Genomic DNA, 23,733 nt, shown 5'->3' with positions numbered 1-23,733 from the left:
CATGCTGCGACGCCAGGCTCTGACGTTAGGGAGTTTGCTGCTGGGTGCGGTGACACTGGGCGGCTGGACGCTGTTCAAGCAAAAAGACAAAAGCCCTCTGCTGCTCTCGGCGCGTGACGACGGTGACGGCAAGCACTACGCCGTCGGTTATCGGCTGGACGGCACCCGGGGGTTTGCCACCCAGGTCGGCCAGCGTTGCCACGACATCATCAACCACCCGACGCTGCCGATAGCGCTGTTCGTCGCTCGGCGTCCGGGGACCGAGAGTTACCTGATCGACCTGCGCGACGGCACGCTGCTGCAAACCGTGGTCTCGCAGCCGAACCGGCACTTCTATGGTCACGCGGTGATTCACCAGAGCGGCGACTGGTTGTACGCCACCGAGAACGACACCTCCGATCCGGGCCGTGGCCTGCTCGGCGTGTATAAGTTCGAAGGTGAGCGGCTGATACACAGCGGCGAGCTTTCCACCCACGGTGTCGGCCCGCATCAGGTGTCGTGGATGCCCGATGGCGAGACACTGATTGTGGCCAACGGTGGCATTCGCACCGAGGCCGAAAGCCGGGTCGAGATGAACCTCAACGCGATGGAACCGAGCCTGGTGTTGATGCAGCGCGATGGCACTTTGTTGAGCAAGGAAACACTGGCCCAGCAGATGAACAGCGTGCGGCATTTGGGCGTCGCCAGCGACGGTACCATCATCGCCGGCCAGCAGTTCATGGGCGATGCCCACGAGTCATCGGAGCTGCTGGCGATCAAGCGTCCCGGCCAACCGTTCGTGGCGTTCCCGGTGCCCGAGCATCAGTTGCAGGCCATGGGGCATTACACCGCCAGCGTCGCCGTGCACAGCGAACTGCGTCTGGTCGCCCTGACCGCGCCGCGGGGCAACCGCTTTTTTATCTGGGACCTGGACAGCGGTGAAGTACGCCTGGACGCGCCACTTCCCGACTGCGCCGGCGTCGGCGCCGTGGCCGATGGTTTTGTCGTGACCTCCGGTCAAGGACGATGCCGGTACTATGATTGCCGCCAGACAACCCTTGTCGCAAAACCTCTGGAGTTGCCTGCGGGACTCTGGGACAACCATCTTCATCTGATGGTTTAAAAGATCGCAGCCTGTTTGCGCTCCTACAGGGGAATGCGTACCTGTAGGAGCGCAAACAGGCTGCGATCTTTTTCGTAAGATCACGCAAAAAACATCCATTGGAATCCCCCTCACACTCAGAGTAATGTTCCCGCCTGTACCACCTGATTTTCTCCAAGGAACTGGAAATATGCTGCGTCGCCGCATGCTGATCATGTTGGGTGTTGTTCTGCTAATCGTGCTGGTCCTGGCCGGTTACAAAGCCTTCTCCATCTATACGATGATGCAGGGCTTCTCCGCGCCGAAACCGCCGATAAGTGTCGCCGTGGCCACCGCCACCGAACGTCCGTGGCAAAGCCGTTTGCCAACGGTCGGCACCCTCACGGCGCTGCAAGGGGTCGACCTGAGCCTGGAGACCGCCGGCACCGTCAAGGAGGTGCAGTTCGAGTCGGGACAGAAGGTCAAGGTCGGTCAGCCGATCCTGCAACTCGATACCGCCGTTGAAACTGCCCTGCTGGCAACCGCTCAAGCCGACCTGGGACTGGCGCAACTGGATTACGGACGTGGCAGCCAATTGGTGGGCAGCCAGGCTATTTCCAAAGGCGAGTTCGACCGACTCTCGGCGGTGTTGCAAAAGAGCCGGGCCACGGTCAATCAACTCAAGGCGGCACTGGAAAGAAAACGCATCCTCGCCCCGTTCAGCGGGACCATCGGCATTCGACAGGTAGACGTTGGCGACTACGTGGCCAGCGGCACGATGATCGCCACCCTGCAAGACATCAGCAGCCTCTACGTCGACTTCTTTGTGCCCGAACAGGCCGTACCGAAAATCGCTCTCGGCCAACCGGTACAGATCACGGTCCCGGCCTACCCGACAGAGAACTTCCCCGGGACCATCAGTGCGATCAACCCGAAAGTCGAGAGCAGTACCCGCAATGTGCAAGTGCGCGCAACCCTGGCCAACCCCGATGACAAATTGCTGCCGGGGATGTTCGCCAGCCTGCAGGTGATATTGCCTGATCCGCAGCCACGCATCGTTGTGCCGGAAAGTGCGATCACCTACACCCTGTATGGCAACTCGCTGTACGTCGTCGCGCAGAAAAAGGCCGAAGACGGCAGCCTCGAAAAAGACGACAAGGGCGAGCCGATTCTGATCGCCGAGCGGCGCTTCATCGAAACCGGCGAGCGCCGCGATGGAATGGTCATGATCACCAAAGGCGTGCAGAACGGCGAAAAAGTGGTCACGGGGGGCCAGATCAAACTGGACCACGGCGCGCACATTGCCATCAGCGACGACAAGACCCTAGCCGAGAAGAGCAGTCAGCCGCGCGCTGACTGATCAAGGAATCCCCATGGCTTTTACCGACCCGTTCATCCGCCGCCCGGTGCTCGCCACCGTGGTCAGCCTGTTGATTGTGCTGCTGGGCTTCCAGGCCTGGAGCAAGTTGCCGCTGCGCCAATACCCGCAAATGGAAAACGCGCTGATCACGGTGACCACCGCTTACCCCGGGGCCAACGCCGAAACCATCCAGGGTTACATTACCCAACCGATGCAGCAGAGCCTGGCCAGTGCCGAGGGCATCGACTACATGACCTCGGTCAGTCGCCAGAACTTCTCGGTGATCTCGATCTACGCGCGCATCGGCTCCAACAGCGACCGCCTGTTTACCGAACTGCTGGCCAAGGCCAACGAGGTCAAGAACCAGCTGCCCCAGGACGCCGAAGACCCGGTGCTGAGCAAGGAAGCCGCCGACGCCTCGGCGCTGATGTACATCAGTTTCTTCAGCGACGAGTTGAGCAATCCGCAGATCACCGATTACCTGTCACGGGTCATCCAGCCGAAACTGGCGACCTTGCCGGGCATGGCCGAAGCCGAGATTCTCGGCAATCAGGTGTTCGCCATGCGCCTGTGGCTGGACCCGGTGAAACTTGCCGGTTTCGGACTGAGCGCCAGCGACGTGACCAACGCCGTGCGCCAGTACAACTTCCTCTCCGCCGCCGGTGAAGTGAAAGGCGAGTACGTGGTCACCAGCATCAACGCCAACACCGAACTCAAATCCGCCGAAGCCTTTGGGACGATTCCGCTCAAGGTCGAGGGCGACAGTCGCGTACTGCTGCGGGACGTAGCGCGGGTCGAGATGGGCGCGGAGAACTACAATTCCGTCAGCTCCTTTGGTGGCACGCCCTCGGTGTACATCGGCATCAAGGCCACGCCAGGCGCCAACCCGCTGGACGTGATCAGGGAAGTGCGCAAGATCATGCCGGAGCTGGAAGCTCAGCTGCCGCCGAACCTGAAAGGTGAAATCGCCTACGACGCCACGCTGTTCATCCAGGCCTCCATCGACGAAGTGGTGAAAACCCTGTTCGAAGCGGTGCTGATCGTGATCGTGGTGGTGTTCCTGTTCCTCGGCGCCCTGCGCTCGGTGGTGATCCCGGTGGTCACCATTCCGCTGTCGATGATCGGCGTGATGTTCTTCATGCAGATGATGGGTTACTCGATCAATCTGCTGACCTTGCTGGCGATGGTATTGGCCATCGGGCTGGTGGTGGACGACGCCATCGTGGTGGTGGAAAACATCCATCGGCACATCGAAGAAGGCAAGACGCCGCTGGATGCCGCGCTTGAAGGCGCTGCGGAAATCGCCATGCCGGTGGTGTCGATGACCATTACCCTGGCGGCGGTCTATGCGCCGATCGGCTTCCTGACCGGCCTGACGGGGGCGCTATTCAAGGAGTTCGCCCTGACCCTGGCCGGGGCAGTGGTAATTTCCGGCGTTGTAGCCCTGACGCTGTCGCCGATGATGTGTGCCCTACTGCTGCGCCACGATGAAAACCCTACCGGCCTGGCCCATCGCCTGGACGTGATCTTCGAAGGCCTCAAGCGCCGTTACCAGAGTGTGCTTCATGGCACCCTCAACACCCGGCCGGTGGTGCTGGTGTTCGCGGTAATCGTGCTCTGCCTGATTCCGGTACTGCTCAAATTCACCCAGTCGGAACTGGCGCCGGACGAAGACCAGGGCGTCATCTTCATGATGGCCAATGCCCCGCAACCGGCCAACCTTGACTACCTGAACGCCTACACCGACGAGTTCCTCGCGATTTTCAAGGAGTTCCCCGAGTACTACTCCTCGTTCCAGATCAACGGTTTCAACGGCGTGCAATCGGGGATCGGCGGCTTCCTGCTCAAACCCTGGAACGAACGCGAGCGGACCCAAATGCAGATCCTGCCCGTGGTCCAGGGCAAACTGGCAAGCATTCCGGGCTTGCAAATTTTCGGCTTCAACCTGCCTTCCCTGCCGGGCACCGGCGAAGGCTTGCCGTTTCAATTCGTGATCAACTCGGCCAACACCTACGAGTCATTGCTGGATGTGATGGACCGGGTGAAAAAAGGGCGATGGAGTCCGGCAAGTTTGCTTTTGTCGATGTCGACCTTGCCTTCGACAAACCCGAAGTCGTGGTGGATATCGATCGCGCCAAGGCTGCACAGATGGGTGTGTCGATGCAGGACCTGGGTGGCACCCTCGCGACGTTGCTGGGTGAGGCAGAGATCAACCGCTTCACCATCGAAGGTCGCAGCTACAAAGTCATTGCGCAGGTGGAACGCCCCTTCCGGGATAATCCCGACTGGCTGAACCATTATTACGTCAAGAACACAAAGGGCGAGTTGCTGCCCCTGTCGACCCTGATCACCGTGACCGACCGGGCGCGGCCGCGCCAGTTGAACCAGTTCCAGCAACTCAATTCGGCCATTCTTTCCGGGGTTCCACTGGTCAGCATGGGTGAAGCCATCGACACCGTGCGCCAGATCGCTCGCGAAGAAGCGCCGGCGGGATTCGCCGTCGACTATGCCGGTGCGTCACGGCAATACGTTCAGGAAGGCAGTGCGCTGTGGGTCACCTTTGCCCTGGCGTTGGCGATCATCTTCCTGGTGCTGGCGGCCCAGTTCGAAAGTTTCCGCGATCCGCTGGTGATTCTGGTCACCGTGCCGCTGTCGATCTGTGGCGCGTTGATACCGTTGTTCCTCGGCTGGTCGAGCATGAACATCTATACCCAGGTGGGGTTGGTGACGTTGATCGGGTTGATCAGCAAGCACGGGATTCTGATCGTTCAGTTCGCCAACCAGTTACGCAAGGAGAAGGGCCTGTCGCCTCGCGAAGCGGTGGAGGAAGCGGCGGCCATTCGCCTGCGTCCGGTATTGATGACCACGGCGGCAATGGTGTTCGGCATGGTGCCATTGATCATCGCCACGGGTGCGGGTGCCGTCAGTCGGTTCGACATCGGCACGGTGATCGCGACGGGGATGTCGATCGGAACGCTATTCACCTTGTTCGTGTTGCCGTGCATCTACACATTGCTGGCCAAGCCTGATAAGCCCTGAAGAACATATCCCTGTGGGAGCAAGCCTGCTCGCGATAGCGGTATATCAGGCACCTCAATGCTGACAGTGCCACCGCTATCGCGAGCAGGCTCGCTCCCACAATGGATCGCGCAAGACTTGAGCCATCGGACACAAAAAAGGCCTCGCATCTGCGAGGCCTTTTATTTGGGCTTCAATCTGTTCAACTCTGTGGCCTCAGTCCCTGAGAAAGTCCGAACATGAACAGTAACAAGTCATGATCGGGTTGAGTGGCCACGGGTGCTTTGGCAACCCGGGGCAACGGACAATGCGCGTCACCATGCACGGAGCTCAGGACTTGAATACGGGGCTGCTCCCAGGCCGCCACCGCCAATGAAGCAACTGCCAAGGCTCCGGCTAAAAACAAACCTCGTGCAATTTCGAGTTTCATTGATATAAGCCTTTGATAGCGCTGCCAAACGCCGTTTGATAAAAATAGACGAGTTTTTCCCACTCTGTATCGCTGAACGACGAGTGGCGAGGCACGTCGGTTTTTTCTACCCATTCATCACTCAGGTTCCAGAAGGAGTCGAAATAATCCTGGGGAACGACTTCCGTTTCTGTTGCACCTTGCACTGCCATCCCGTTACCTCTTCTTGCGTAATACGTAGACACGCCACATGGCAAAAAGCGGTAAAAAATCCAGTTGCTTTTGGATACTGAAACCCGCCTGCTCAAATTCGTTTTCAACCGTGGCAGCCGGTAACACAAATCGATTCTGGTAACCCTCCTGCCCACACCTTTTCTCGGCGCGCTTGCGTGTCCAGGCTTTCAAATTGCCGTCCACCCACAACGAAACAATCACGCTGTCACGGGTGACACGCTCGAATTCGCGCAGGATGGCCAGCCGATGCTCGGCTTCACCGATGTGATGAAACAAGCGCAGGCAGAAAATACTGTCGACAGCGTTATCGGGCAAGGCAATGTCAAATGCAGAAGTGTGCAAGGGTTGTACCCGTTTTGCCACGTCGGCGAGTTGCGCCTGCATGGCAGTCTTCAACATGGACCTCGAATCATCAGCCCCGATGATGATGCGGTTGTGTTTTTCCGCCAGCAGCGGCCAGAAACGCCCCGCATCGCACGGCAAATCGAGGACTAAACCAGGCTCACCGGCTAGCGCCAGCGCCTTTCGCGCCAGTTGTTCATCACGCCAGTGGGACAGTCGACGGGCGAGACCAGCCTGATGCTTGCGCAGATACTTCCGGGCGTCTTGATCGTCGTATTTTTCGGAAAAATCGACCTTGATCGGACCAGCCATCACAGCCTCCTGAACTTCTGATGACCACCATCTTAGGGAGTGCGGTGTCAGTGTCAGGTCGTGCGTTTGTGAAAAAGTTGTCATGTAAACCCGGAGTTATTTCAGGGTTTTACAGGGCCTGATTCAGGATCGCCGCCTTCGTGACTGTGGGCACCGCCGAAGACTGCGATCTTTTCGGTTTTTCGATCAGATCAGATCAAGTCGGGGACGGACTCAATACCACCTGAAAACGGCAGCCGTTGGGTTCCATGTTCGTCAGGCTGACGCTCCAGCCCTGGTTCTCGCAGATCCGCTGCACCAGCGACAGCCCCAGCCCCAGCCCTTCGCCGCGTTTTTCGTTGCCACGCACGAAAGGCTCGAACATCGCCTCGCGTTTTTCCTCGGGAATGCCCACTCCACTGTCCTCGACCATGAACCCCGTATCCGTCAGGGCCAAACGGATAAATCCACGCTCGGTGTAATGCAGCGCATTACGCAACAGGTTGCCCATCACCGCATGCAGAAGGGTCGCGTTATAGCGGGTGTCCGGCGGATTGCCCGGCTCAAAGTTCAGCGTCAGGCCTTTGGCTTCGATTGGCTCGCGCCATTGGCTGAGCAGCCCGTCGGCTACCTGGCTCAGGGTCTGCTGGGGAGCCATGCTGGCGTCTTCATGTTGAGCACGCGCCAGCATCAGGAAGGTTTGCACCAGCTCGCGCATCTCGGCACACGCACGGGCAATTCGCTCGACCTGGGCACGACCGCGCTGATCGATACCAGGGTTTTCCAGCAATAGCTCACAGGAACTTGCCAACACCATCAACGGCGTGCGCAGCTCATGGCTGACGTCACTGGTGAACAATCGCTCGCGGGTCAACGCCTGACGCAAGCGCCCGAGGGTGGCGTCGAAAGCCACGGCCAGTTCGCCCACTTCATCAGCGGCATAGTCCGGCGCCAGTGGCGGTGCCAGGCCCAACAATTGATCGCGATGACGCACCTGACGGGCCAGACGCACTACCGGCGCCATCACCTTGCGCGCCAGCACCCAGCCAAGAAACACCGCCAGTGCCAGACTCAGCACGAAGCCCACCAGCACCACAGCAAACAGCACCCGCTCACGCTCTTCAAAATCGCTCTGGTCTTGCAATAGCACGTAACGCCGACCGTCAACGACTTCGACCATCGCGTGATACGACAGCTGCTCGCGAAAGACTTCATGAAAGCCCGAGTCCAGGTGCCGCAAATCCTTGGGCAAGTCAAAGTCGCCCGGCCCGCCGCTGAAATAGAACAATTGATCCGGCTCGGGGCGGTGGCTCCAGTCCGAGACACTGTCCATCAACAACAGACGTTGCAAATCGCCGCCCAGGCCTGCCGAGATCAGTTTCTCTTCCACCAGGTGCACGGTCGCTATAATGCCGATGGCGAAGGCCCCCGCCACCAGTGCGCTCATCAACGCAAAGGCGATGATGATCCGTTGAGCAAGGCTCTGCTTAAACTCCATCACGGCCCTCGGCCAAGCGATAACCGACACCATGCACCGTATGTAGCAAGGGCTTGGCAAACGGTTTGTCGATCACTTGGCGCAGTTGATGAACGTGACTGCGCAAGCTGTCGCTGTCCGGGCAGTCATCCCCCCACAAAGCCTCTTCGAGCACCTCACGGCGTAACACATGGGGGCTTTTCTGCATCAACACGGCCAGCAACTTCAGGCCCACAGGGTTGAGTTTCAGCAGACGACCTTCGCGCGTCACTTCCAGCGTATCGAGGTCGTAGCTCAGATCACCAACTTGCAAGGATCGGCGACCGCCTCCTTGGGTTCGGCGCATGACTGCTTCGATACGCGCTGCCAGTTCAGACAGGGCAAAGGGCTTGATCAGGTAGTCGTCGGCACCAGACTTGAAGCCTTGCAAACGGTCGTCCAGTTGGTCGCGGGCGGTGAGCATGATCACCGGTGTGTCGCGGCGGGCGTCTTCGCGCAGGCGTTTGCACAGGGTGTAGCCGTCGATGCCGGGCAGCATGATGTCGAGCACGATCAAGTCGTAATGCTCGGTGGCGGCCAGGTGCAGGCCCGACAAACCGTCCTGCGCGCAATCCACGGTGTAACCCTTGAGCCCCAGATAATCGGCCAGATTGGCCAGGATATCGCGGTTATCTTCAACCAATAGAATTCGCATCGGCACCTCCTTCGTACACAACGGCTGTCTTGGCGCGCAGCTTAAGGCCAAGTGTGGCTCAGGGATAGGGTGGCGTGCAGGGGTAAGTTTGAGAAGAAAAGCCCGAGACAGCCTTAACAACTTTTTCACCATCGATTCACGGGCTGACGACAGAAGTGTGTTCAGACTCCCGCGGTTGTGCTCTTCAGAACATTTCACTCACCAAGGATTTGCCATGGTTTCGACCGCTGCCCGCCCCGCTTCCAGGCCACTGAATGTATGGCTATGTCTGGGAGTGCCCGCCATTGCGGCGATCACTCTGCTGTTGCTTGAACTGACGTCCCTGGACATGGACCTTGCCAGGCTGTTTTATGACCCGATCGCCGGGGCGTTCATCGGGCGACACAGTTACTTCCTGGAAGACATCCTGCATGACCGGGCCAAGCAACTGGTCATCGCCTTTTCGGTGTTCGCCATCCTGGGCTTCATTGGCTCCTTTTTCATGGACCGGCTCAAACCGTTCAAGCGTGAACTGGGTTGCCTGGTGTTGTCTCTGGCGCTGGCAACGTCATTCGTCACTCCGGTCAAAGCCGTGACCGCAGTGCAATGCCCATGGAGCCTGGAGCAATTCGGCGGGCACGAAACCTACAGCGAACTGCTCAGCCCTCGCCCGCACACCGATAAGCCAGGCCGCTGCTGGCCCGGTGGTCATGCGGCGACTGGCTTCACGTTGTTTGCGCTGTTTTTCGTATTGCGCGACCGTCGTCCGCGTCTGGCGCGCAAGGCGTTTGTCTTCGCCTTCGCGTTGGGCTCGGTGTTTTCCATCAGCCGGATGATGCAGGGCGCGCATTTCTTTTCGCACAACGTGTGGACCGCGATTTTCTGCTGGCTGATTTGTCTGGGGGCGTATTACTTCATCCTCTATCGACCGGCCTCCAAGGCTGAACGGGTAAGCGAGGTAGAACCGGTCAGCGCCTGAGCCGACGCCATCGCGGGCAAGCCCGCTCCCACAGGTTCAACGCAATCCACTGTGGGAGCGTGGCTTGCCCGCGATGGCCGCGACTCGTTCTCCAGACCTACCAAAAATGAAGGCAATAAAAAACCCCGCCTGCTTAGCGCAGGCGGGGTTTTTTATGTACGGGGTGAGGCTGGCTTACATCATGCCGCCCATGCCGCCCATACCGCCCATGTCTGGCATGCCGCCGCCAGCTGGTGCGTCGTCCTTGATCTCGGCGATCATGGCTTCAGTGGTGATCATCAGGCTGGCAATCGACGAAGCCGCTTGCAGAGCCGAACGAGTCACTTTAGCCGGGTCCAGGATACCCATTTCGATCATGTCGCCGTATTCGCCGGTAGCAGCGTTGTAACCGTAGTTACCCGAACCCTGCTTGACCTTGTCGACAACTACGCTTGGCTCGTCGCCGGAGTTGGCAACAATCTGGCGCAGTGGCGCTTCAACAGCGCGACGCAGCAACTGGATGCCAACGTTCTGGTCATCGTTGTCGCCTTTCAGCTCGGAGATAGCCTGCAGAGCGCGAACCAGTGCCACGCCGCCGCCAGGTACCACGCCTTCTTCAACGGCTGCACGGGTAGCGTGCAGGGCGTCTTCAACGCGGGCTTTCTTCTCTTTCATTTCAACTTCGGAACCCGCGCCAACCTTGATCACTGCAACGCCGCCGGACAGTTTGGCCAGACGCTCTTGCAGTTTTTCACGGTCGTAGTCGGACGAAGTATCAGCCACTTGCTGACGGATCTGCAGAACGCGAGCCTGGATGTCAGCCTCAACGCCGGCACCGTCGATCACGGTGGTGTTTTCTTTGGACAGGATCACGCGCTTGGCATTACCCAGGTGTTCCAGGGTAGTGCTTTCCAGGCTCAGGCCGATCTCTTCGGAGATAACGGTACCGCCAGTCAGAACAGCGATGTCCTGCAGCATGGCCTTGCGACGGTCGCCGAAGCCTGGAGCCTTGACGGCTGCGACTTTAACGATACCGCGCATGTTGTTCACAACCAGAGTCGCCAGGGCTTCGCCTTCAACGTCTTCGGCCACGATCAGCAGTGGACGGCCGGCTTTGGCAACGGCTTCCAGTACTGGCAGCATTTCGCGGATGTTCGAGATCTTTTTGTCGACCAGCAGGATCAGCGGACCGTCCAGCTCGGCAGTCATGGTCTCTGGCTTGTTGACGAAGTACGGGGACAGGTAGCCACGGTCGAACTGCATGCCTTCAACAACCGACAGTTCGTTTTCCAGGCCCGAGCCTTCTTCAACGGTGATCACGCCTTCTTTACCGACTTTTTCCATGGCTTCGGCAATGATGTCGCCGATGGAGCTGTCGGAGTTGGCCGAGATGGTACCGACCTGAGCGATGGCCTTGGTGTCAGCGCAAGGCTTGGACAGGGCTTTCAGCTCTTTGACGATTGCGATGGTCGCTTTGTCGATACCGCGCTTCAGGTCCATCGGGTTCATGCCGGCAGCGACGGCTTTCAGGCCTTCGTTGACGATCGATTGAGCCAGAACGGTAGCGGTGGTGGTGCCGTCGCCTGCGTCATCGTTGGCACGGGAGGCAACGTCTTTGACCAGCTGCGCGCCCATGTTTTCGAAGCGATCTTTCAGCTCGATTTCTTTGGCAACGGAAACGCCGTCCTTGGTGATGGTCGGAGCGCCGAAGCTCTTCTCGATGATCACGTTACGGCCTTTAGGGCCCAGGGTCGCTTTTACTGCGTCAGCCAGGACATTGACACCGGCGAGCATTTTCTTGCGGGCGGAATCGCCGAATTTAACTTCTTTAGCAGCCATGATCGATATTCCTTAAATACTTTGTAGTAGCGGGAAAATGAGCGGGGAATCAGCCTTCGATGACAGCGAGGATCTCGCTTTCGCCAATAACCAGCAGGTCTTCGCCGTCAACTTTCACAGTGTTGCTGCCGGAGTAAGGGCCAAACACAACCTTGTCACCCACTTTCACGGCCAGCGCACGCACTTCACCGCTGTCCAGTGCTTTGCCTGGGCCTACGGCGAGGACTTCACCCTGGTTTGGCTTTTCAGCAGCCGAACCTGGCAGGACGATACCGCCAGCGGTTTTCTTTTCTTCTTCGCTGCGACGGACGACGACGCGGTCATGCAGAGGACGAAGCTTCATTGTCGATCTCTCCTAATTGTGGTTTTCATCGGCCGGTGTAATCCCGGCGGGTTTAACAAATCCGGCGGCGCCGGGTGCGGTTCGTCGAGCGAACCGCGGAAGTCTGTCTGGCGCAATTGCCAGAAACCTTGCGGTGACCGTTACATAAGGGCGCACAAGCTTATTTCAAGGGCGGGGCGCGAAAAATTTTTATCTCAATGCCCTGAAAATGAACACGGCACCCGAAGGTGCCGTGTCGATGGAAGTGTTACTTGGAATCGCGGTGTTCGAACTCGCCTTCGATCACATTGGGCTCACGGCCCAGTGGCTGCTGCGGAGCAGGACCGCCCCGTGGCTGAAGGTCATCGGCAAACGCACGCTGACGCATCGCTTGTTCCTCGGCGCGCAGACGCATTTTGTTGGCCAGCAGTCGACGAGAGATCGGCAGCAACATGATCAAACCCAGCACGTCGGTGACGAAGCCCGGCAGGATCAACAAACCGCCCGCCAGGGCCAGCATCAGGCCTTCGAGCATGGTCTGAGCCGGCAGCTCGCCGCGGTTCAGGCTTTCACGGGCGCGCAGTGCAGTTGCCAGACCGGCGATACGCAGCACGAACACGCCGAGCATCGAGCCGAGAATGATCAGCAGCAGGGCCGGGAAAAACCCGATCGCCCCGCTAACCTTGACGAATACGAACAGCTCCAACACCGGGAACAGTACAAAGAGCAATAAAAAAGGGCGCATCAAATGGTTCCTCAACGCAAGAATGCCTTGCCAGTCTTCCCTAGATGACGTCGCCGTTTCGTGAATTCAAGCGTCGGCCACTTCATTTTTCGGCCAATGCTCGGCGTGAGCCAGGAAAACCAAGGCTTCCCGGACTTGTGTCGGCGTATTACAAGGCGTTTGAAACGGTAGCCAATAGAGTCCCTGACCGATGCGCAGATGCATGCCTTCAGAGTCGATGCCGGTCAATTGAGCCGGGGCGGTTTTCGGCAGGCCCGCCAGTTCGACGTAGTGGGCGATGGCTTTGGCGTGATCGGCGTTCATGTGCTCGACCATGCTGACTTCGGCTTTGCCAGCGAACGGGTTGGCGAGGGTCAACTGATCGATCCAGTGGATTGCACCGAAACCGCCGATGTAGCGGTGACGTACCTCGTTGAGTACCCAGAAATCGAAATCATGGGCCTTGTGATAGTTCTGCGAATCGGGGAAATAACGGTAGTAACGCTCGGCTGCTGCCTCGATGGCAGCGGTGTCTTGCAGCTTTTCTGCCTCGGCGAGGTAAGTCAGGCGACCAACGGCTTGTACGTCTTCTGCCTCCCGTTCACCCACCAGCAGCGAGCATTTCGGATCTTTCTGCAGATTGTGAGTGTGCTGAGCGATGCGGCTGATAAGGATCAGCGGCCGGCCCTGCTCATCCAGGCAGTAGGGAACCACGGAGCCAAACGGAAAACCGGGCATCGCTTTGGAGTGCGTCGAGAGCACTCCACGGTATTCCTTGAGAAGCAATTCTCGGGCATGCTTAGCCACTACAACGCTCAATTTATGACTCCTTATTTAGAATCCGTCAAAAACGGACAGGCGCCTGGGTAAAAGTTCCAGCACGCCATAGGGCAGTTCTCATGTGCAGCCAGGCCATCATCAGGCTCAGATCGAGAGGCCCTCTAGAAGGAAACCCACTCCGATCTGCCATGGGGCTATGCGAATGCAACTCACTGACAAAGTAATCATTATCACCGGCGGTTGCCAGGGTTTAGGCCGCTCGATGGCCGAGTATCTTGCGGGTAAAGGCGCGAAGCTGGCGCTGGTGGACCTGAATCAGGAAAAACTCGACGCCACCGTCGCGGCGTGCAAGGCCAAGGGTGTAGAGGCCCGCGCCTACCTGTGCAACGTCGCCGATGAAGAGCAAGTGACCCACATGGCTGCTCAGGTGGCCGACGATTTCGGCGCGATCCATGGCCTGATCAACAACGCCGGCATTTTGCGCGACGGCCTGCTGCTGAAGGTCAAGGACGGCGAAATGACCAAGATGAGCCTGGCCCAATGGCAGGCAGTCATCGACGTCAATCTGACCGGCGTATTCCTGTGCACCCGTGAAGTCGCGGCAAAAATGGTCGAGCTGAACAACAGCGGCACGATCATCAATATCTCGTCGATTTCGCGCGCCGGCAACATTGGCCAGACCAACTACTCCGCCGCCAAGGCCGGTGTCGCTGCGGCGACCGTGACCTGGGCCAAGGAACTGGCACGTTATGGCATTCGCGTGGCGGGCATTGCGCCGGGTTTCATCGAAACCGAGATGACCCTGAGCATGAAGCCCGAAGCGCTGGAGAAAATGACCTCCGCGATTCCGCTCAAGCGCATGGGCAAACCTGAAGAGATCGCTCAGTCGGCGGCCTACATTTTCGAGAACGACTACTACACCGGTCGGATTCTGGAATTGGATGGCGGGTTGCGGATTTAAAGCAAGATCAAAAGATCGCAGCCTCGCTTCGCTCGACAGCTCCTACAGGTGTAAGCCTATCCATGTAGGAGCTGTCGAGCGAAGCGAGGCTGCGATCTTTTCAGCGAATCAGTCGTCGCTGACGGTAATGTTCGGCATCGCCGGCGTTGCCGCTTCCTGCAACACAATCCGCGCGCCGACATGGCGGGCCAGCTCCTGGTAAACCATCGCAATCTGGCTGTCGGGCTCGGCGATCACCGTTGGCTTGCCGCCATCGGCCTGTTCGCGAATCAGCATCGACAGTGGCAATGAAGCCAACAGTTCGACACCATACTGGTTGGCCAGCTTCACACCGCCGCCCTCTCCGAACAGATGCTCGGCATGCCCGCAGTTGGAGCAGATGTGCACGGCCATGTTTTCCACCACTCCCAGCACCGGGATGTTGACCTTGCGGAACATTTCCACGCCCTTGCGCGCGTCCAGCAATGCCAGATCCTGCGGGGTGGTCACGATGACCGCACCGGCCACCGGGACTTTCTGCGCCAGGGTCAACTGGATATCGCCGGTGCCTGGCGGCATGTCGATAACCAGATAATCCAGGTCGCCCCAAGCTGTTTGCGTGACCAGTTGCAACAGGGCGCCGGACACCATCGGCCCGCGCCAGACCATCGGCGTGTTGTCGTCGGTCAGGAAGGCCATGGACATCACTTCGACACCATGGGATTCAATCGGAATGAACCACTTCTGATCCTTGACCTTTGGTCGGGTGCCTTCAGGGATGCCGAACATGATGCCCTGGCTCGGGCCGTAGATGTCCGCGTCGAGAATTCCGACCTTGGCGCCTTCACGGGCCAGCGCCAGGGCCAGGTTGGCAGCCGTGGTGGACTTGCCCACACCGCCCTTGCCGGATGCCACGGCCACGACGTTCTTGACGTTGGCCAAGCCTGGAATCTGAGCCTGAGCCTTGTGCGCGGCGATCACGCTGGTGATCTCGACGCGCGCGGTGACGACGCCGTCCAGGCCTTCGATGGCCAGTTGCAGCAATTGCGCCCAGCCGCTCTTGAACAAACCGGCGGCATAACCCAGCTCCAGCTGGACGCTGACGCGATCACCCTGGATGTCGATGCTGCGCACGCATCCGGCGCTGACCGGATCCTGGTTCAGGTAAGGGTCGGTGTACTGGCGAAGGACGGCTTCCACCGCTGCGCGATTGACGGCGCTCATGGGCAACTCCGATAGCAAGACTGGAAAATCAGGCGGGTATCCTAACCGTTCTACATCATAGACGGCATGCCCCACGATGATTTGTGGCAAACATATCCCTGTGGCGAGGGAGCTCGCTCCCGCTCGGCTGTGCAGCAGTCGTAATCACGTTGACGCAATCCTTCTGTCGGAACCGGGTTGCAGGGGTGGGGCGGCTTCGCCACCCAGCGGGAGCAAGCTCCCTCGCCACAAAAGCCCTCTAGCACCCGGCAAACTCATCGCCCCCTTTTTCAGGGTCGATGCATCCGGAAACAGGCCCGAAGGGTGAAAAATATGCGCTGGCGCTTTATAGTGGCCGACCTCCGTTTCATCAAGTAGCCGAGCCCCATGTCCGAGCCACGCAAGATCCTCGTCACCAGCGCCCTGCCCTATGCCAATGGTTCGATCCACCTCGGCCATATGCTGGAATACATCCAGACCGATATGTGGGTGCGCTTCCAGAAGCATCGCGGTAACCAATGCATTTATGTCTGCGCCGACGACGCCCACGGTTCGGCCATCATGCTGCGCGCGGAAAAGGAAGGCATCACCCCGGAACAACTGATCGCCAACGTCCAGGCTGAACACAGCGCCGACTTTGCCGAGTTCCTGGTGGATTTCGACAACTTCCACTCCACTCACGCCGAAGAAAACCGTGAGCTGTCGAGCCAGATCTACCTGAAGCTGCGCGACGCCGGGCACATCGCCACGCGCTCGATCACTCAGTACTTCGACCCGGAAAAGAAAATGTTCCTGGCCGACCGCTTCATCAAAGGCACCTGCCCGAAATGCGGCACCGAAGACCAATACGGCGACAACTGCGAAAAATGCGGTGCGACCTACGCGCCGACCGATCTGAAGGATCCGAAGTCGGCAATCTCCGGCGCCACGCCGGTGCTCAAGGATTCCCAGCACTTTTTCTTCAAGCTGCCGGACTTCCAGGAAATGCTGCAAGCCTGGACCCGCAGCGGCACGTTGCAAGAAGCCGTGGCCAACAAGATCGCCGAATGGCTGGATGCCGGCCTGCAACAGTGGGACATCTCCCGCGATGCGCCGTACTTCGGCTTCGAGATTCCCGACGAGCCAGGCAAATATTTCTACGTATGGCTGGACGCACCAATCGGCTACATGGCCAGCTTCAAGAACCTCTGCGCCCGCCGCCCAGAACTGGACTTCGACGCATTCTGGGGCAAGGATTCCACCGCCGAGCTGTACCATTTCATCGGCAAGGACATCGTCAACTTCCACGCCCTGTTCTGGCCCGCCATGCTCGAAGGCGCCGGTTTCCGCAAACCGACTGGCATCAACGTGCACGGCTACCTGACCGTCAACGGCCAGAAGATGTCCAAGTCCCGCGGCACGTTCGTCAAGGCGCGGACTTATCTGGATCACCTGTCGCCGGAATACCTGCGCTACTACTACGCCGCCAAGCTGAGCCGTGGCGTCGACGACCTGGACCTGAACCTCGAAGACTTCGTGCAGAAGGTCAATTCCGACCTGGTCGGCAAAGTCGTCAACATCGCCAGCCGTTGCGCAGGATTCATCCAGAAAGGCAACGCCGGAGTACTGGTGGCCGGCAACGCCGCGCCGGAACTGACCGATGCCTTCCTGGCCGCAACGCCAAGCATTGCCGAAGCCTATGAAGCTCGCGACTTTGCCCGCGCCATGCGCGAAATCATGGGCCTGGCCGACCGCGCCAACGCCTGGATCGCCGACAAGGCGCCGTGGTCGCTGAACAAACAGGAAGGCAAGCAGGATGAAGTCCAGGCCATTTGCGCCTTGGGCATCAACCTGTTCCGCCAGCTGGTGATTTTCCTCAAACCGGTACTACCGCTGCTGGCCGCCGATGCCGAGGCATTCCTGAACGTCGCACCGCTGACCTGGAACGACCACGCCACCTTGCTCAGCAATCATCAGTTGAACGAGTTCAAGCCGTTGATGACCCGCATCGACCCGGTAAAAGTACAAGCCATGACCGACGCCTCGAAAGAAGACCTGACCGCCAGCGCAACCGACACCGGCCAAGCAGCACCTGCCGGCAATGGTGAACTGGCCAAGGATCCGCTGTCGCCAGAGATCGAGTTCGACACCTTCGCCGCTGTAGACCTGCGCGTGGCGCTGATCGTTAAAGCCGAAGCCGTGGAAGGCGCCGACAAGCTGCTGCGCCTGACCCTGGACATCGGTGACGAGCAACGCAACGTGTTCTCCGGGATCAAGAGCGCTTACCCGGACCCGTCCAAGCTCAATGGTCGCCTGACCATGATGATCGCCAACCTCAAGCCCCGCAAAATGAAATTCGGGATCTCCGAAGGCATGGTGATGGCGGCAGGTCCTGGCGGGGAAGAAATCTACCTGCTGAGCCCCGACAGCGGCGCCAAGCCGGGTCAGCGTATCAAGTAAAGTTCTGCGGTAAACCGATCCCACAGTCGTGCCCGGCGCGACTGTGGGATTTTCATGTCTGGCCCACCCTCCTTCCTTGCCGGATAATGCCTAATCTCTTTTTAGAGAGCCTTTAAGAAAGCCCTGTCCTTACCGGCACGATCATGACCGAACTGCTTTTTACGCTTATCAGCGCCGCCCTGATCAACAACCTCGTGTTGCACTGGCCACTGGGCGTCGATCCGGTGCTGGGCAGCGAGCGGCCGCAGGTCCACGCGCTGGGCATCGCGACAACGTGTCTGATGCTGATCGTCGGCACACTTGGCTATGCGCTCTATCACTGGCTATTGGGGCCGCTGGGGCTGACGTCGCTGCGTCTGTTCGTGTTCCTGCCGTTGAGCGTTCTGCTGATCGGCCCGCTGCTGAAGCTGCTTTCACGGTTATTGGCGAAACTTTCATTCGATGGCCTCTGGCCCCTGCTGCTGGGGAATGCTGGGGTGCTTGGGCTGACGTTGCTCAACGCTCAAGACGACAAGGGAATTTTCCACGCCATAGCCCTGAGCCTTGGCGCCGGGCTGGGTTTCTGGCTGGTGCTGAGTCTGTTCAGCGACTTGCGCCAGCGCACACTCGATAACGATATCCCCCTGCCTTTTCGTGGACTGCCGATCGAATTGATCGGCGCCGGATTGATCGCGGTGGTTTTTCTCGGATTCAGCGGGCTGATCAAAACATGAGTCTGATTCAACGCATCGACGCCCTATTGCCGCAGACCCAATGCGGCAAGTGTGGCCACCCCGGATGCAAACCCTACGCCGAAGGCATTGCCAGCGGCGAACCGATCAACAAGTGCCCACCCGGTGGCAGCGAAACCATCGCGGCCCTGGCCGACCTGCTGAAAGTGCCGGTGCTGGAACTGGACGTCAGTCGCGGTTCGGCACCGGCGCAGATCGCTTACATCCGTGAAGCCGAATGCATCGGCTGCACCAAGTGCATTCAGGCCTGCCCGGTCGACGCCATTGTCGGCGCGGCGAAATTCATGCACACGGTCATCGTCGACGAATGCACCGGTTGCGACCTCTGCGTGGCGCCCTGCCCGGTGGATTGCATCGAGATGCATCCGTTACCGCTGGCCACGGTGCTGCCGATTGTCGGCGGGCTGGCGTTCAGCCTGGAGGAACAACAGGCTCGGGCCGCCAAGCGCAATCACGCGCGACGCCGTTTCGAACAGCGCAATGCCCGTTTGCATCGCGAAGAGCAACAGAAACTCGCCGAACGCCAGGCCCGTGCCCAACGTGCTGTGCAGCCCAGCGAAGTGACGCTCGACCCGGTTCAAGCTGCACTTGAGCGCGTCCGCGCACAGAAAGCCGCCAATGCCGATGCGGCACTGAAAAAGGCCAAGGTCGATCTGGCGATGAGTCGGGCGCAGCTGAACAAATCGCTCAAGGCCTTCGGGCATCCGCCAACCTTCGAACAGCAATCGCAACTGATCGTGCTGCAACAGCAGTTCGAAGCCGCCGAACAGGCGCTGGCGCAACTGGAGATCAGCGCACCGCCGGTCTCTGCGCCACCTGCCCCGACAAAAGATGCCGAGTTGAAACGGGCGAAGATCCAATTGGCCATGCGCCGCGCCGAACTCAAGAAAGCCCAAACAAGCCAAGCGCCGGCCGAACAGATCGAAGCGTTGCAACATGCGCTCAGCGAAGCCGAGCGTCAGGTGGATGCCTATGTCACCCCTTGAATCGGTGGACGAACGCCTTCAGCAAGCCATGAAGCTGGTATTGCTGGCCACTGTGCCGGGGATGCTGATGTTGTTTTGGCTGTACGGCTGGGGCGTATTGATCAACCTGATTCTGACGGCGGCTACTGCACTGGCCGTGGAAGCGGCGGTGTTGCAGTTGCGCAAGCAACCCTTGAAACCGACATTAAGCGACGGCAGTGCGCTGGTCAGTGCGACGCTGTTGGCACTGGCCTTGCCACCTTATTGCCCGTGGTGGCTGACAGTCAGTGCTGCGGCGCTCGGACTGTTTTTCGGCAAGCACTTGTATGGCGGCGTCGGCAAGAATCCGTTCAATCCGGCGATGCTCGGTTTCGCGCTGGTTCTGGTGATGTTTCCCCTGCAAATGACCCATTGGCCGGCATCCCATGGCATGGATTTGTTCGGTGGGTTGCAACAGGTGCTCGGCTTCAGCTTCGGTCAGACACCCGATGCGTGGGCCCAGGCCACGGCGCTGGACAGTCTGCGAATCAACAAAAGCCTGACCATGGAAGAACTGTTCGCCGGCCATCCGGCATTCGGCCATTTTGGCGGCAGAGGCGTGGAATGGGTCAACCTGGCGTTTCTGGCCGGCGGTGCGTTTCTGCTACAGCGGCGGGTATTCAGCTGGCATGCACCGGTCGGCATGCTCGCCAGCCTGTTCATCATCAGCCTGTTGTGCTGGAACGGTACGGGCTCCGACTCTCATGGCTCGCCACTGTTTCATCTGCTCACCGGCGCGAGCATGCTCGGTGCCTTCTTCATCGTGACAGAACCAATATCCGGTGCGAAAAGCCCCACTGCCCGCTTACTGTTCGGCGCAGGCGTGGGGTTACTGACTTACCTGATTCGGACGTGGGGCGGGTATCCGGATGGCGTGGCCTTTGCGGTTTTGCTGATGAACCTCTGTGTACCAGCGCTGGAACGGTTTGCCGCGTCCAGACAGGAGCAGGTTGCCTGATGAACCGAGCGACGAGCGTTGTGATCCTGCTAGTGCTGGCAGGCCTGGGGATGGGCGCGACTTACCTCGTGCAGCACACCAGCGCCGCGCGCATTGCCGCCGAACAACGCCTGATCGACAGCCGTCAGTTACTGGATCTGCTGCCGCCCGACAGCTACGACAATCAGCCACTGGAACACCCCCTCAGCCTCGAAAGCACTCGCCTGGCCAACAGCACACTGTTGGGGGGCTACCTGGCCTCCAAGGCCGGCCAACCGAGCGCTATGTTGCTGCGCAGCCAGACACTGGGCTACGTCGGCGCCATCGACTTGCTGATCGCCATCGACCCCCAGGGCAAGTTAGTGGGGGTCAAAACCCTCAAGCAATCGGAAACCCCGGGGCTGGGAGGCAAGCTCGCCGACTGGCCCAATGCCTGGCTTCAGGTGTTTACCGGCAAGTCGCTAACCGACCCCGATGACAATGGCTGGGCCTTGAAAAAGGACCAAGGGCAATTCGATCAGATCGCGGGCGCGACCATCACCTCAAGAGCGGTGATCAATGCCAGCCATGACGCGTTGCGCTACTTCGATGAACACCGGCAATCGCTGATCGGGAGCAGCGCCCATGAATAAGTCATCGACCCTGCAGAACTCGCTGATGCTTACGCCGCTGATCGGCGTCACTGATTCATTGGTAACGGCCCTGGGCCTGTGGCTGATGTTTGCTCTGGTACTCAGTGTTTACGGTGCGAGCATGGGCATCTTGCGCTCGCGACTGATTCCGGCAACACATTTGCTGGCCTGCCTGCTGCTGGCTGCCACGCTGAGCAGTTGCGCGGAACTTGCCATTCAAGCCTGGTCGCTTCAATGGCACCAGCATCTGGGTTTCTATGCAGGATTGATCGCCTTGCAATGCGTCGTGCTGGAACACAACGGTTTTTTCCAGAGCCCACGGCGGGATCGACTGCGTCTGTGTGGCCTGTTCGGCGCCTTGATGGTGGGCCTGGGTGTGCTGCGCGAGTTCATCGGCAACGGGACTCTCGGTAGCCATCTGTCCTGGATGGCCGGTGCCACGCAACCGGACTGGCAAGGCTGGACGCTGATCGCCGACGGTGGCCTGCATCTGGCCATACTGGCCCCTGGCGGGTTTACTCTGCTGGGACTGCTGATCGCCGCACATCAAGCCTGGACCCGCCGCCCGGCTACCCCACATTGACCGCCTTCGAGGAAACGCATCGCCCATGAATGCCGCAAAACGTCTTGAAATTTTCCGCAGGTTTCACGAAGACAACCCTGAACCGAAGACCGAACTGGCCTATTCCTCGGCGTTCGAATTGCTGATCGCCGTGATTCTCTCGGCGCAGTCGACCGATGTCGGCGTGAACAAGGCCACCGCCAAACTGTTCCCGGTGGCCAATACGCCGGCGGCGATCCATGCCTTGGGCGTCGAAGGGCTGTCGGAGTACATCAAGACCATCGGCCTGTTCAACAGCAAAGCGAAAAACGTGATCGAAACCTGTCGCTTGCTGGTGGAGCGCCATGGAGGCGAAGTGCCGCAGACCCGCGAGGCACTGGAGGCATTGCCCGGCGTCGGTCGCAAGACCGCCAACGTGGTGCTCAATACCGCCTTTCGTCAGCTGACCATGGCCGTAGACACCCACATTTTCCGAGTCAGTAACCGTACCGGCATTGCTCCGGGCAAGAACGTGGTCGAGGTGGAGCAAAAACTGATGAAATTCGTGCCGAAGGAATATCTGCTCGACGCTCATCACTGGCTGATTCTTCATGGGCGCTACGTTTGCCTGGCTCGCAAGCCGCGGTGTGGCAGCTGCCGGATCGAGGATTTGTGCGAATACAAGCAAAAGACCTCGGACGATTGAGGCGCTATTAGTTTTTTTGATTGATCGATTGAAAAAATCTTTTTTACCCGCCGGGAAATTGTCGATATAAGGAGCGCCAAAGGGCAGCCTTAGCCTGGAGTTAACCTTATGAGCACTGGCAAAGAGCAATTGGACGTAGAAGACGACTTCACCCCCGTTGAGGCCGATGACGCAGAACCGGTAGTGGAAGTGGCGAAGACCAACCTGAGCAAACGCCGCACCATCGACAATCTGCTGGAGGAGCGCCGACTGCAGAAGCAATTGGCCGACTACGATTTTGACCTGTGACACTTAAAAGCCTCCCGAAACGGAGGCTTTTTACTAAGTGCCGATCCCTGATAAACGCCCGTTCATCGCGCCTCGTCAAACGCTGGCAGCGTCATACCAGGCCATTGCGTTGGGCCAATTCGATCAGGTCGACCAGTGAGCGAGCATTGAGCTTTAATAAAAGTCGAGTCTTGTAAGTACTAACGGTTTTATTGCTGAGGAACATTCCATCGGCGATCTCCTTGTTTGTCTTTCCTCGGGCTAATTGTTGCAGAACCATCATCTCTCGCCCGGACAAACGATCCACCATATCAGCTTCACTGGCATTCCCAAGACTGGAACGCACGGTATGCAGAGCCTGATTAGGAAAGTAGCTATAGCCTGACAGTACGGCTTTTATTGCACTGAGCAACTCAGTGAGATCTTGTTGTTTGCAGACATATCCGGCGGCACCCGATTGCATGCAACGCATGGAAAAGTGCCCTGGTGCCTGAGAAGTCAATATCAGTACTTTTAGAGGCATCGCCGTTGATGTCAGGCGCGCGATGACTTCCAACCCATCCAGTTTCGGTATTCCAATATCCAGTATGACAATATCCGGCATTAGATCACGGGAAAGTTGTAATGCGTCCACGCCATTATCTGTTTCTGCAATGACTTCGTAGCCATGACGTTCCATTAGCATACGCACCGCAAGACGAATGACGGGGTGATCATCCACGATCAGCACTTTATTCATGGGCAAGTCCAATTTTCGCTGTTCGAATTTTTTAGAGCCCGCACCATAGCCTAGTCGTTTCACCCATGGCATGCCGTCACCCCCGGCCACTCGCAGCGAGAGACATA

The 23,733-nt window shown here is 58.9% G+C and carries 22 protein-coding genes and 2 pseudogenes; 13 read left to right on the top strand and 11 right to left on the bottom strand.

Annotated elements, in window-relative coordinates; translation table 11 throughout:
- Window position 1 precedes the first annotated feature (1 nt).
- The 3 genes and pseudogenes from AB4O41_RS23225 (at window position 2) to AB4O41_RS23215 (ending at window position 5,459) form a co-directional block, all read left to right on the top strand.
- Window positions 2–1,102 (top strand): DUF1513 domain-containing protein, encoded by a 1,101-nt coding sequence (locus AB4O41_RS23225; RefSeq protein ID WP_460144838.1) that lies wholly within the window; start codon window positions 2–4, stop codon window positions 1,100–1,102.
- Between the two features lie 169 nt (window positions 1,103–1,271).
- Window positions 1,272–2,420, top strand: a complete 1,149-nt coding sequence (locus AB4O41_RS23220) for an efflux RND transporter periplasmic adaptor subunit (RefSeq protein WP_460144837.1) — start codon at window positions 1,272–1,274, stop codon at window positions 2,418–2,420.
- A gap of 13 nt (window positions 2,421–2,433) precedes the next feature.
- Window positions 2,434–5,459, top strand: a pseudogene (locus tag AB4O41_RS23215) (multidrug efflux RND transporter permease subunit).
- A gap of 181 nt (window positions 5,460–5,640) precedes the next feature.
- Here the strand turns inward: AB4O41_RS23215 and AB4O41_RS23210 are convergent.
- The 5 genes and pseudogenes from AB4O41_RS23210 to colR all read right to left on the bottom strand — a co-directional run bounded on the left by AB4O41_RS23210 (window position 5,641) and on the right by colR (window position 8,885).
- Window positions 5,641–5,868, bottom strand: coding sequence for a hypothetical protein (locus AB4O41_RS23210; protein ID WP_460144836.1), 228 nt, complete (start codon window positions 5,866–5,868; stop codon window positions 5,641–5,643).
- A pseudogene (locus AB4O41_RS23205) lies at window positions 5,865–5,957 on the bottom strand (lipopolysaccharide kinase InaA family protein); the annotation flags it as partial. The pseudogene AB4O41_RS23205 and the gene AB4O41_RS23210, both read right to left, overlap by 4 nt.
- 106 nt (window positions 5,958–6,063) lie before the next feature.
- The gene (locus AB4O41_RS23200) at window positions 6,064–6,735 is read right to left on the bottom strand and encodes a class I SAM-dependent methyltransferase (RefSeq protein ID WP_460144835.1); all 672 of its coding nucleotides are present in this window, start codon (window positions 6,733–6,735) and stop codon (window positions 6,064–6,066) included.
- Window positions 6,736–6,931: 196 nt separating this feature from the next.
- Window positions 6,932–8,212 carry a sensor histidine kinase gene (locus AB4O41_RS23195; protein WP_460144834.1) on the bottom strand — a complete coding sequence of 427 codons (1,281 nt, stop codon included), beginning with the start codon at window positions 8,210–8,212 and terminating at the stop codon, window positions 6,932–6,934.
- Window positions 8,202–8,885 (bottom strand): two-component system response regulator ColR, encoded by a 684-nt coding sequence (gene colR / locus AB4O41_RS23190; protein ID WP_123358022.1) that lies wholly within the window; start codon window positions 8,883–8,885, stop codon window positions 8,202–8,204. Before colR ends, AB4O41_RS23195 begins: the two co-directional genes overlap by 11 nt.
- Window positions 8,886–9,099: 214 nt before the next feature.
- On the opposite strand from colR, the gene AB4O41_RS23185 reads away from it, so the two are divergent.
- Window positions 9,100–9,843 carry a phosphatase PAP2 family protein gene (locus tag AB4O41_RS23185; RefSeq protein ID WP_460144833.1) on the top strand — a complete coding sequence of 248 codons (744 nt, stop codon included), beginning with the start codon at window positions 9,100–9,102 and terminating at the stop codon, window positions 9,841–9,843.
- A 174-nt stretch (window positions 9,844–10,017) separates the two neighbouring features.
- Here AB4O41_RS23185 and groL read toward each other — a convergent pair whose 3' ends face one another.
- The 4 genes from groL to AB4O41_RS23165 all read right to left on the bottom strand — a co-directional run bounded on the left by groL (window position 10,018) and on the right by AB4O41_RS23165 (window position 13,526).
- Window positions 10,018–11,661 (bottom strand): chaperonin GroEL, encoded by a 1,644-nt coding sequence (groL, locus tag AB4O41_RS23180; protein WP_074874047.1) that lies wholly within the window; start codon window positions 11,659–11,661, stop codon window positions 10,018–10,020.
- A 49-nt stretch (window positions 11,662–11,710) separates the two neighbouring features.
- The gene (locus AB4O41_RS23175; RefSeq protein ID WP_030128183.1) at window positions 11,711–12,004 is read right to left on the bottom strand and encodes a co-chaperone GroES; all 294 of its coding nucleotides are present in this window, start codon (window positions 12,002–12,004) and stop codon (window positions 11,711–11,713) included.
- Window positions 12,005–12,251: 247 nt separating this feature from the next.
- Window positions 12,252–12,728, bottom strand: a complete 477-nt coding sequence (locus AB4O41_RS23170) for an FxsA family protein (protein WP_038981886.1) — start codon at window positions 12,726–12,728, stop codon at window positions 12,252–12,254.
- Between the two features lie 66 nt (window positions 12,729–12,794).
- Window positions 12,795–13,526, bottom strand: a complete 732-nt coding sequence (locus AB4O41_RS23165; protein WP_460144832.1) for a HugZ family pyridoxamine 5'-phosphate oxidase — start codon at window positions 13,524–13,526, stop codon at window positions 12,795–12,797.
- A 163-nt stretch (window positions 13,527–13,689) separates the two neighbouring features.
- Between AB4O41_RS23165 and AB4O41_RS23160 the strand changes: the two genes are divergently transcribed.
- Entirely contained in the window at window positions 13,690–14,448 is a 759-nt protein-coding gene (locus AB4O41_RS23160; RefSeq protein WP_460144831.1) for an SDR family oxidoreductase, read from the top strand.
- A 108-nt stretch (window positions 14,449–14,556) separates the two neighbouring features.
- Here AB4O41_RS23160 and apbC read toward each other — a convergent pair whose 3' ends face one another.
- Window positions 14,557–15,651, bottom strand: a complete 1,095-nt coding sequence (gene apbC / locus AB4O41_RS23155; RefSeq protein ID WP_008069516.1) for an iron-sulfur cluster carrier protein ApbC — start codon at window positions 15,649–15,651, stop codon at window positions 14,557–14,559.
- A gap of 366 nt (window positions 15,652–16,017) precedes the next feature.
- On the opposite strand from apbC, the gene metG reads away from it, so the two are divergent.
- The 8 genes from metG (at window position 16,018) to AB4O41_RS23115 (ending at window position 22,908) form a co-directional block, all read left to right on the top strand.
- Window positions 16,018–18,069 carry a methionine--tRNA ligase gene (metG, locus tag AB4O41_RS23150; protein ID WP_460144830.1) on the top strand — a complete coding sequence of 684 codons (2,052 nt, stop codon included), beginning with the start codon at window positions 16,018–16,020 and terminating at the stop codon, window positions 18,067–18,069.
- 143 nt (window positions 18,070–18,212) lie between these two features.
- Window positions 18,213–18,782 (top strand): Rnf-Nqr domain containing protein, encoded by a 570-nt coding sequence (locus AB4O41_RS23145; protein ID WP_460144829.1) that lies wholly within the window; start codon window positions 18,213–18,215, stop codon window positions 18,780–18,782.
- Entirely contained in the window at window positions 18,779–19,786 is a 1,008-nt protein-coding gene (gene rsxB / locus AB4O41_RS23140; protein WP_460144828.1) for an electron transport complex subunit RsxB, read from the top strand. The genes AB4O41_RS23145 and rsxB overlap by 4 nt, the downstream gene beginning before the upstream one ends.
- A complete protein-coding gene (locus tag AB4O41_RS23135) occupies window positions 19,773–20,762 on the top strand; it encodes an RnfABCDGE type electron transport complex subunit D (RefSeq protein ID WP_460144827.1) in 990 nt (329 codons plus the stop codon). Before rsxB ends, AB4O41_RS23135 begins: the two co-directional genes overlap by 14 nt.
- Window positions 20,762–21,373, top strand: a complete 612-nt coding sequence (locus AB4O41_RS23130; RefSeq protein ID WP_460144826.1) for an RnfABCDGE type electron transport complex subunit G — start codon at window positions 20,762–20,764, stop codon at window positions 21,371–21,373. Before AB4O41_RS23135 ends, AB4O41_RS23130 begins: the two co-directional genes overlap by 1 nt.
- Window positions 21,366–21,956, top strand: a complete 591-nt coding sequence (locus AB4O41_RS23125) for an Rnf-Nqr domain containing protein (RefSeq protein WP_460144825.1) — start codon at window positions 21,366–21,368, stop codon at window positions 21,954–21,956. Before AB4O41_RS23130 ends, AB4O41_RS23125 begins: the two co-directional genes overlap by 8 nt.
- Window positions 21,957–21,981: 25 nt before the next feature.
- Window positions 21,982–22,620, top strand: a complete 639-nt coding sequence (gene nth / locus AB4O41_RS23120) for an endonuclease III (RefSeq protein ID WP_253553524.1) — start codon at window positions 21,982–21,984, stop codon at window positions 22,618–22,620.
- A 108-nt stretch (window positions 22,621–22,728) separates the two neighbouring features.
- Window positions 22,729–22,908, top strand: coding sequence for a PA3496 family putative envelope integrity protein (locus AB4O41_RS23115; RefSeq protein WP_007898493.1), 180 nt, complete (start codon window positions 22,729–22,731; stop codon window positions 22,906–22,908).
- Between the two features lie 91 nt (window positions 22,909–22,999).
- On the opposite strand, the gene AB4O41_RS23110 is transcribed toward AB4O41_RS23115, so the two are convergent.
- Window positions 23,000–23,626 (bottom strand): response regulator transcription factor, encoded by a 627-nt coding sequence (locus AB4O41_RS23110; protein WP_123358036.1) that lies wholly within the window; start codon window positions 23,624–23,626, stop codon window positions 23,000–23,002.
- Between the last annotated feature and the right edge of the window lie 107 nt (window positions 23,627–23,733).

Source organism: Pseudomonas sp. S2_A02, from assembly GCF_054668495.1.
Note: the sequence above shows the minus strand (reverse complement) of the source record. Positions and strands in the feature narration are given on the sequence as shown.

Coding starts and splice junctions, on each gene's coding strand:
- AB4O41_RS23110 (WP_123358036.1), bottom strand. CDS start 23,626: ATGAATAAAGTGCTGATCGTGGATGATCACCCCGTCATTCGTCTTGCG.
- rsxB (WP_460144828.1), top strand. CDS start 18,779: ATGAGTCTGATTCAACGCATCGACGCCCTATTGCCGCAGACCCAATGC.
- AB4O41_RS23135 (WP_460144827.1), top strand. CDS start 19,773: ATGTCACCCCTTGAATCGGTGGACGAACGCCTTCAGCAAGCCATGAAG.
- AB4O41_RS23210 (WP_460144836.1), bottom strand. CDS start 5,868: ATGAAACTCGAAATTGCACGAGGTTTGTTTTTAGCCGGAGCCTTGGCA.
- AB4O41_RS23125 (WP_460144825.1), top strand. CDS start 21,366: ATGAATAAGTCATCGACCCTGCAGAACTCGCTGATGCTTACGCCGCTG.
- metG (WP_460144830.1), top strand. CDS start 16,018: ATGTCCGAGCCACGCAAGATCCTCGTCACCAGCGCCCTGCCCTATGCC.
- AB4O41_RS23195 (WP_460144834.1), bottom strand. CDS start 8,212: ATGGAGTTTAAGCAGAGCCTTGCTCAACGGATCATCATCGCCTTTGCG.
- AB4O41_RS23220 (WP_460144837.1), top strand. CDS start 1,272: ATGCTGCGTCGCCGCATGCTGATCATGTTGGGTGTTGTTCTGCTAATC.
- AB4O41_RS23115 (WP_007898493.1), top strand. CDS start 22,729: ATGAGCACTGGCAAAGAGCAATTGGACGTAGAAGACGACTTCACCCCC.
- AB4O41_RS23160 (WP_460144831.1), top strand. CDS start 13,690: ATGCAACTCACTGACAAAGTAATCATTATCACCGGCGGTTGCCAGGGT.
- AB4O41_RS23225 (WP_460144838.1), top strand. CDS start 2: ATGCTGCGACGCCAGGCTCTGACGTTAGGGAGTTTGCTGCTGGGTGCG.
- nth (WP_253553524.1), top strand. CDS start 21,982: ATGAATGCCGCAAAACGTCTTGAAATTTTCCGCAGGTTTCACGAAGAC.
- colR (WP_123358022.1), bottom strand. CDS start 8,885: ATGCGAATTCTATTGGTTGAAGATAACCGCGATATCCTGGCCAATCTG.
- AB4O41_RS23200 (WP_460144835.1), bottom strand. CDS start 6,735: ATGGCTGGTCCGATCAAGGTCGATTTTTCCGAAAAATACGACGATCAA.
- AB4O41_RS23130 (WP_460144826.1), top strand. CDS start 20,762: ATGAACCGAGCGACGAGCGTTGTGATCCTGCTAGTGCTGGCAGGCCTG.
- AB4O41_RS23185 (WP_460144833.1), top strand. CDS start 9,100: ATGGTTTCGACCGCTGCCCGCCCCGCTTCCAGGCCACTGAATGTATGG.
- AB4O41_RS23175 (WP_030128183.1), bottom strand. CDS start 12,004: ATGAAGCTTCGTCCTCTGCATGACCGCGTCGTCGTCCGTCGCAGCGAA.
- AB4O41_RS23145 (WP_460144829.1), top strand. CDS start 18,213: ATGACCGAACTGCTTTTTACGCTTATCAGCGCCGCCCTGATCAACAAC.
- AB4O41_RS23170 (WP_038981886.1), bottom strand. CDS start 12,728: ATGCGCCCTTTTTTATTGCTCTTTGTACTGTTCCCGGTGTTGGAGCTG.
- apbC (WP_008069516.1), bottom strand. CDS start 15,651: ATGAGCGCCGTCAATCGCGCAGCGGTGGAAGCCGTCCTTCGCCAGTAC.
- groL (WP_074874047.1), bottom strand. CDS start 11,661: ATGGCTGCTAAAGAAGTTAAATTCGGCGATTCCGCCCGCAAGAAAATG.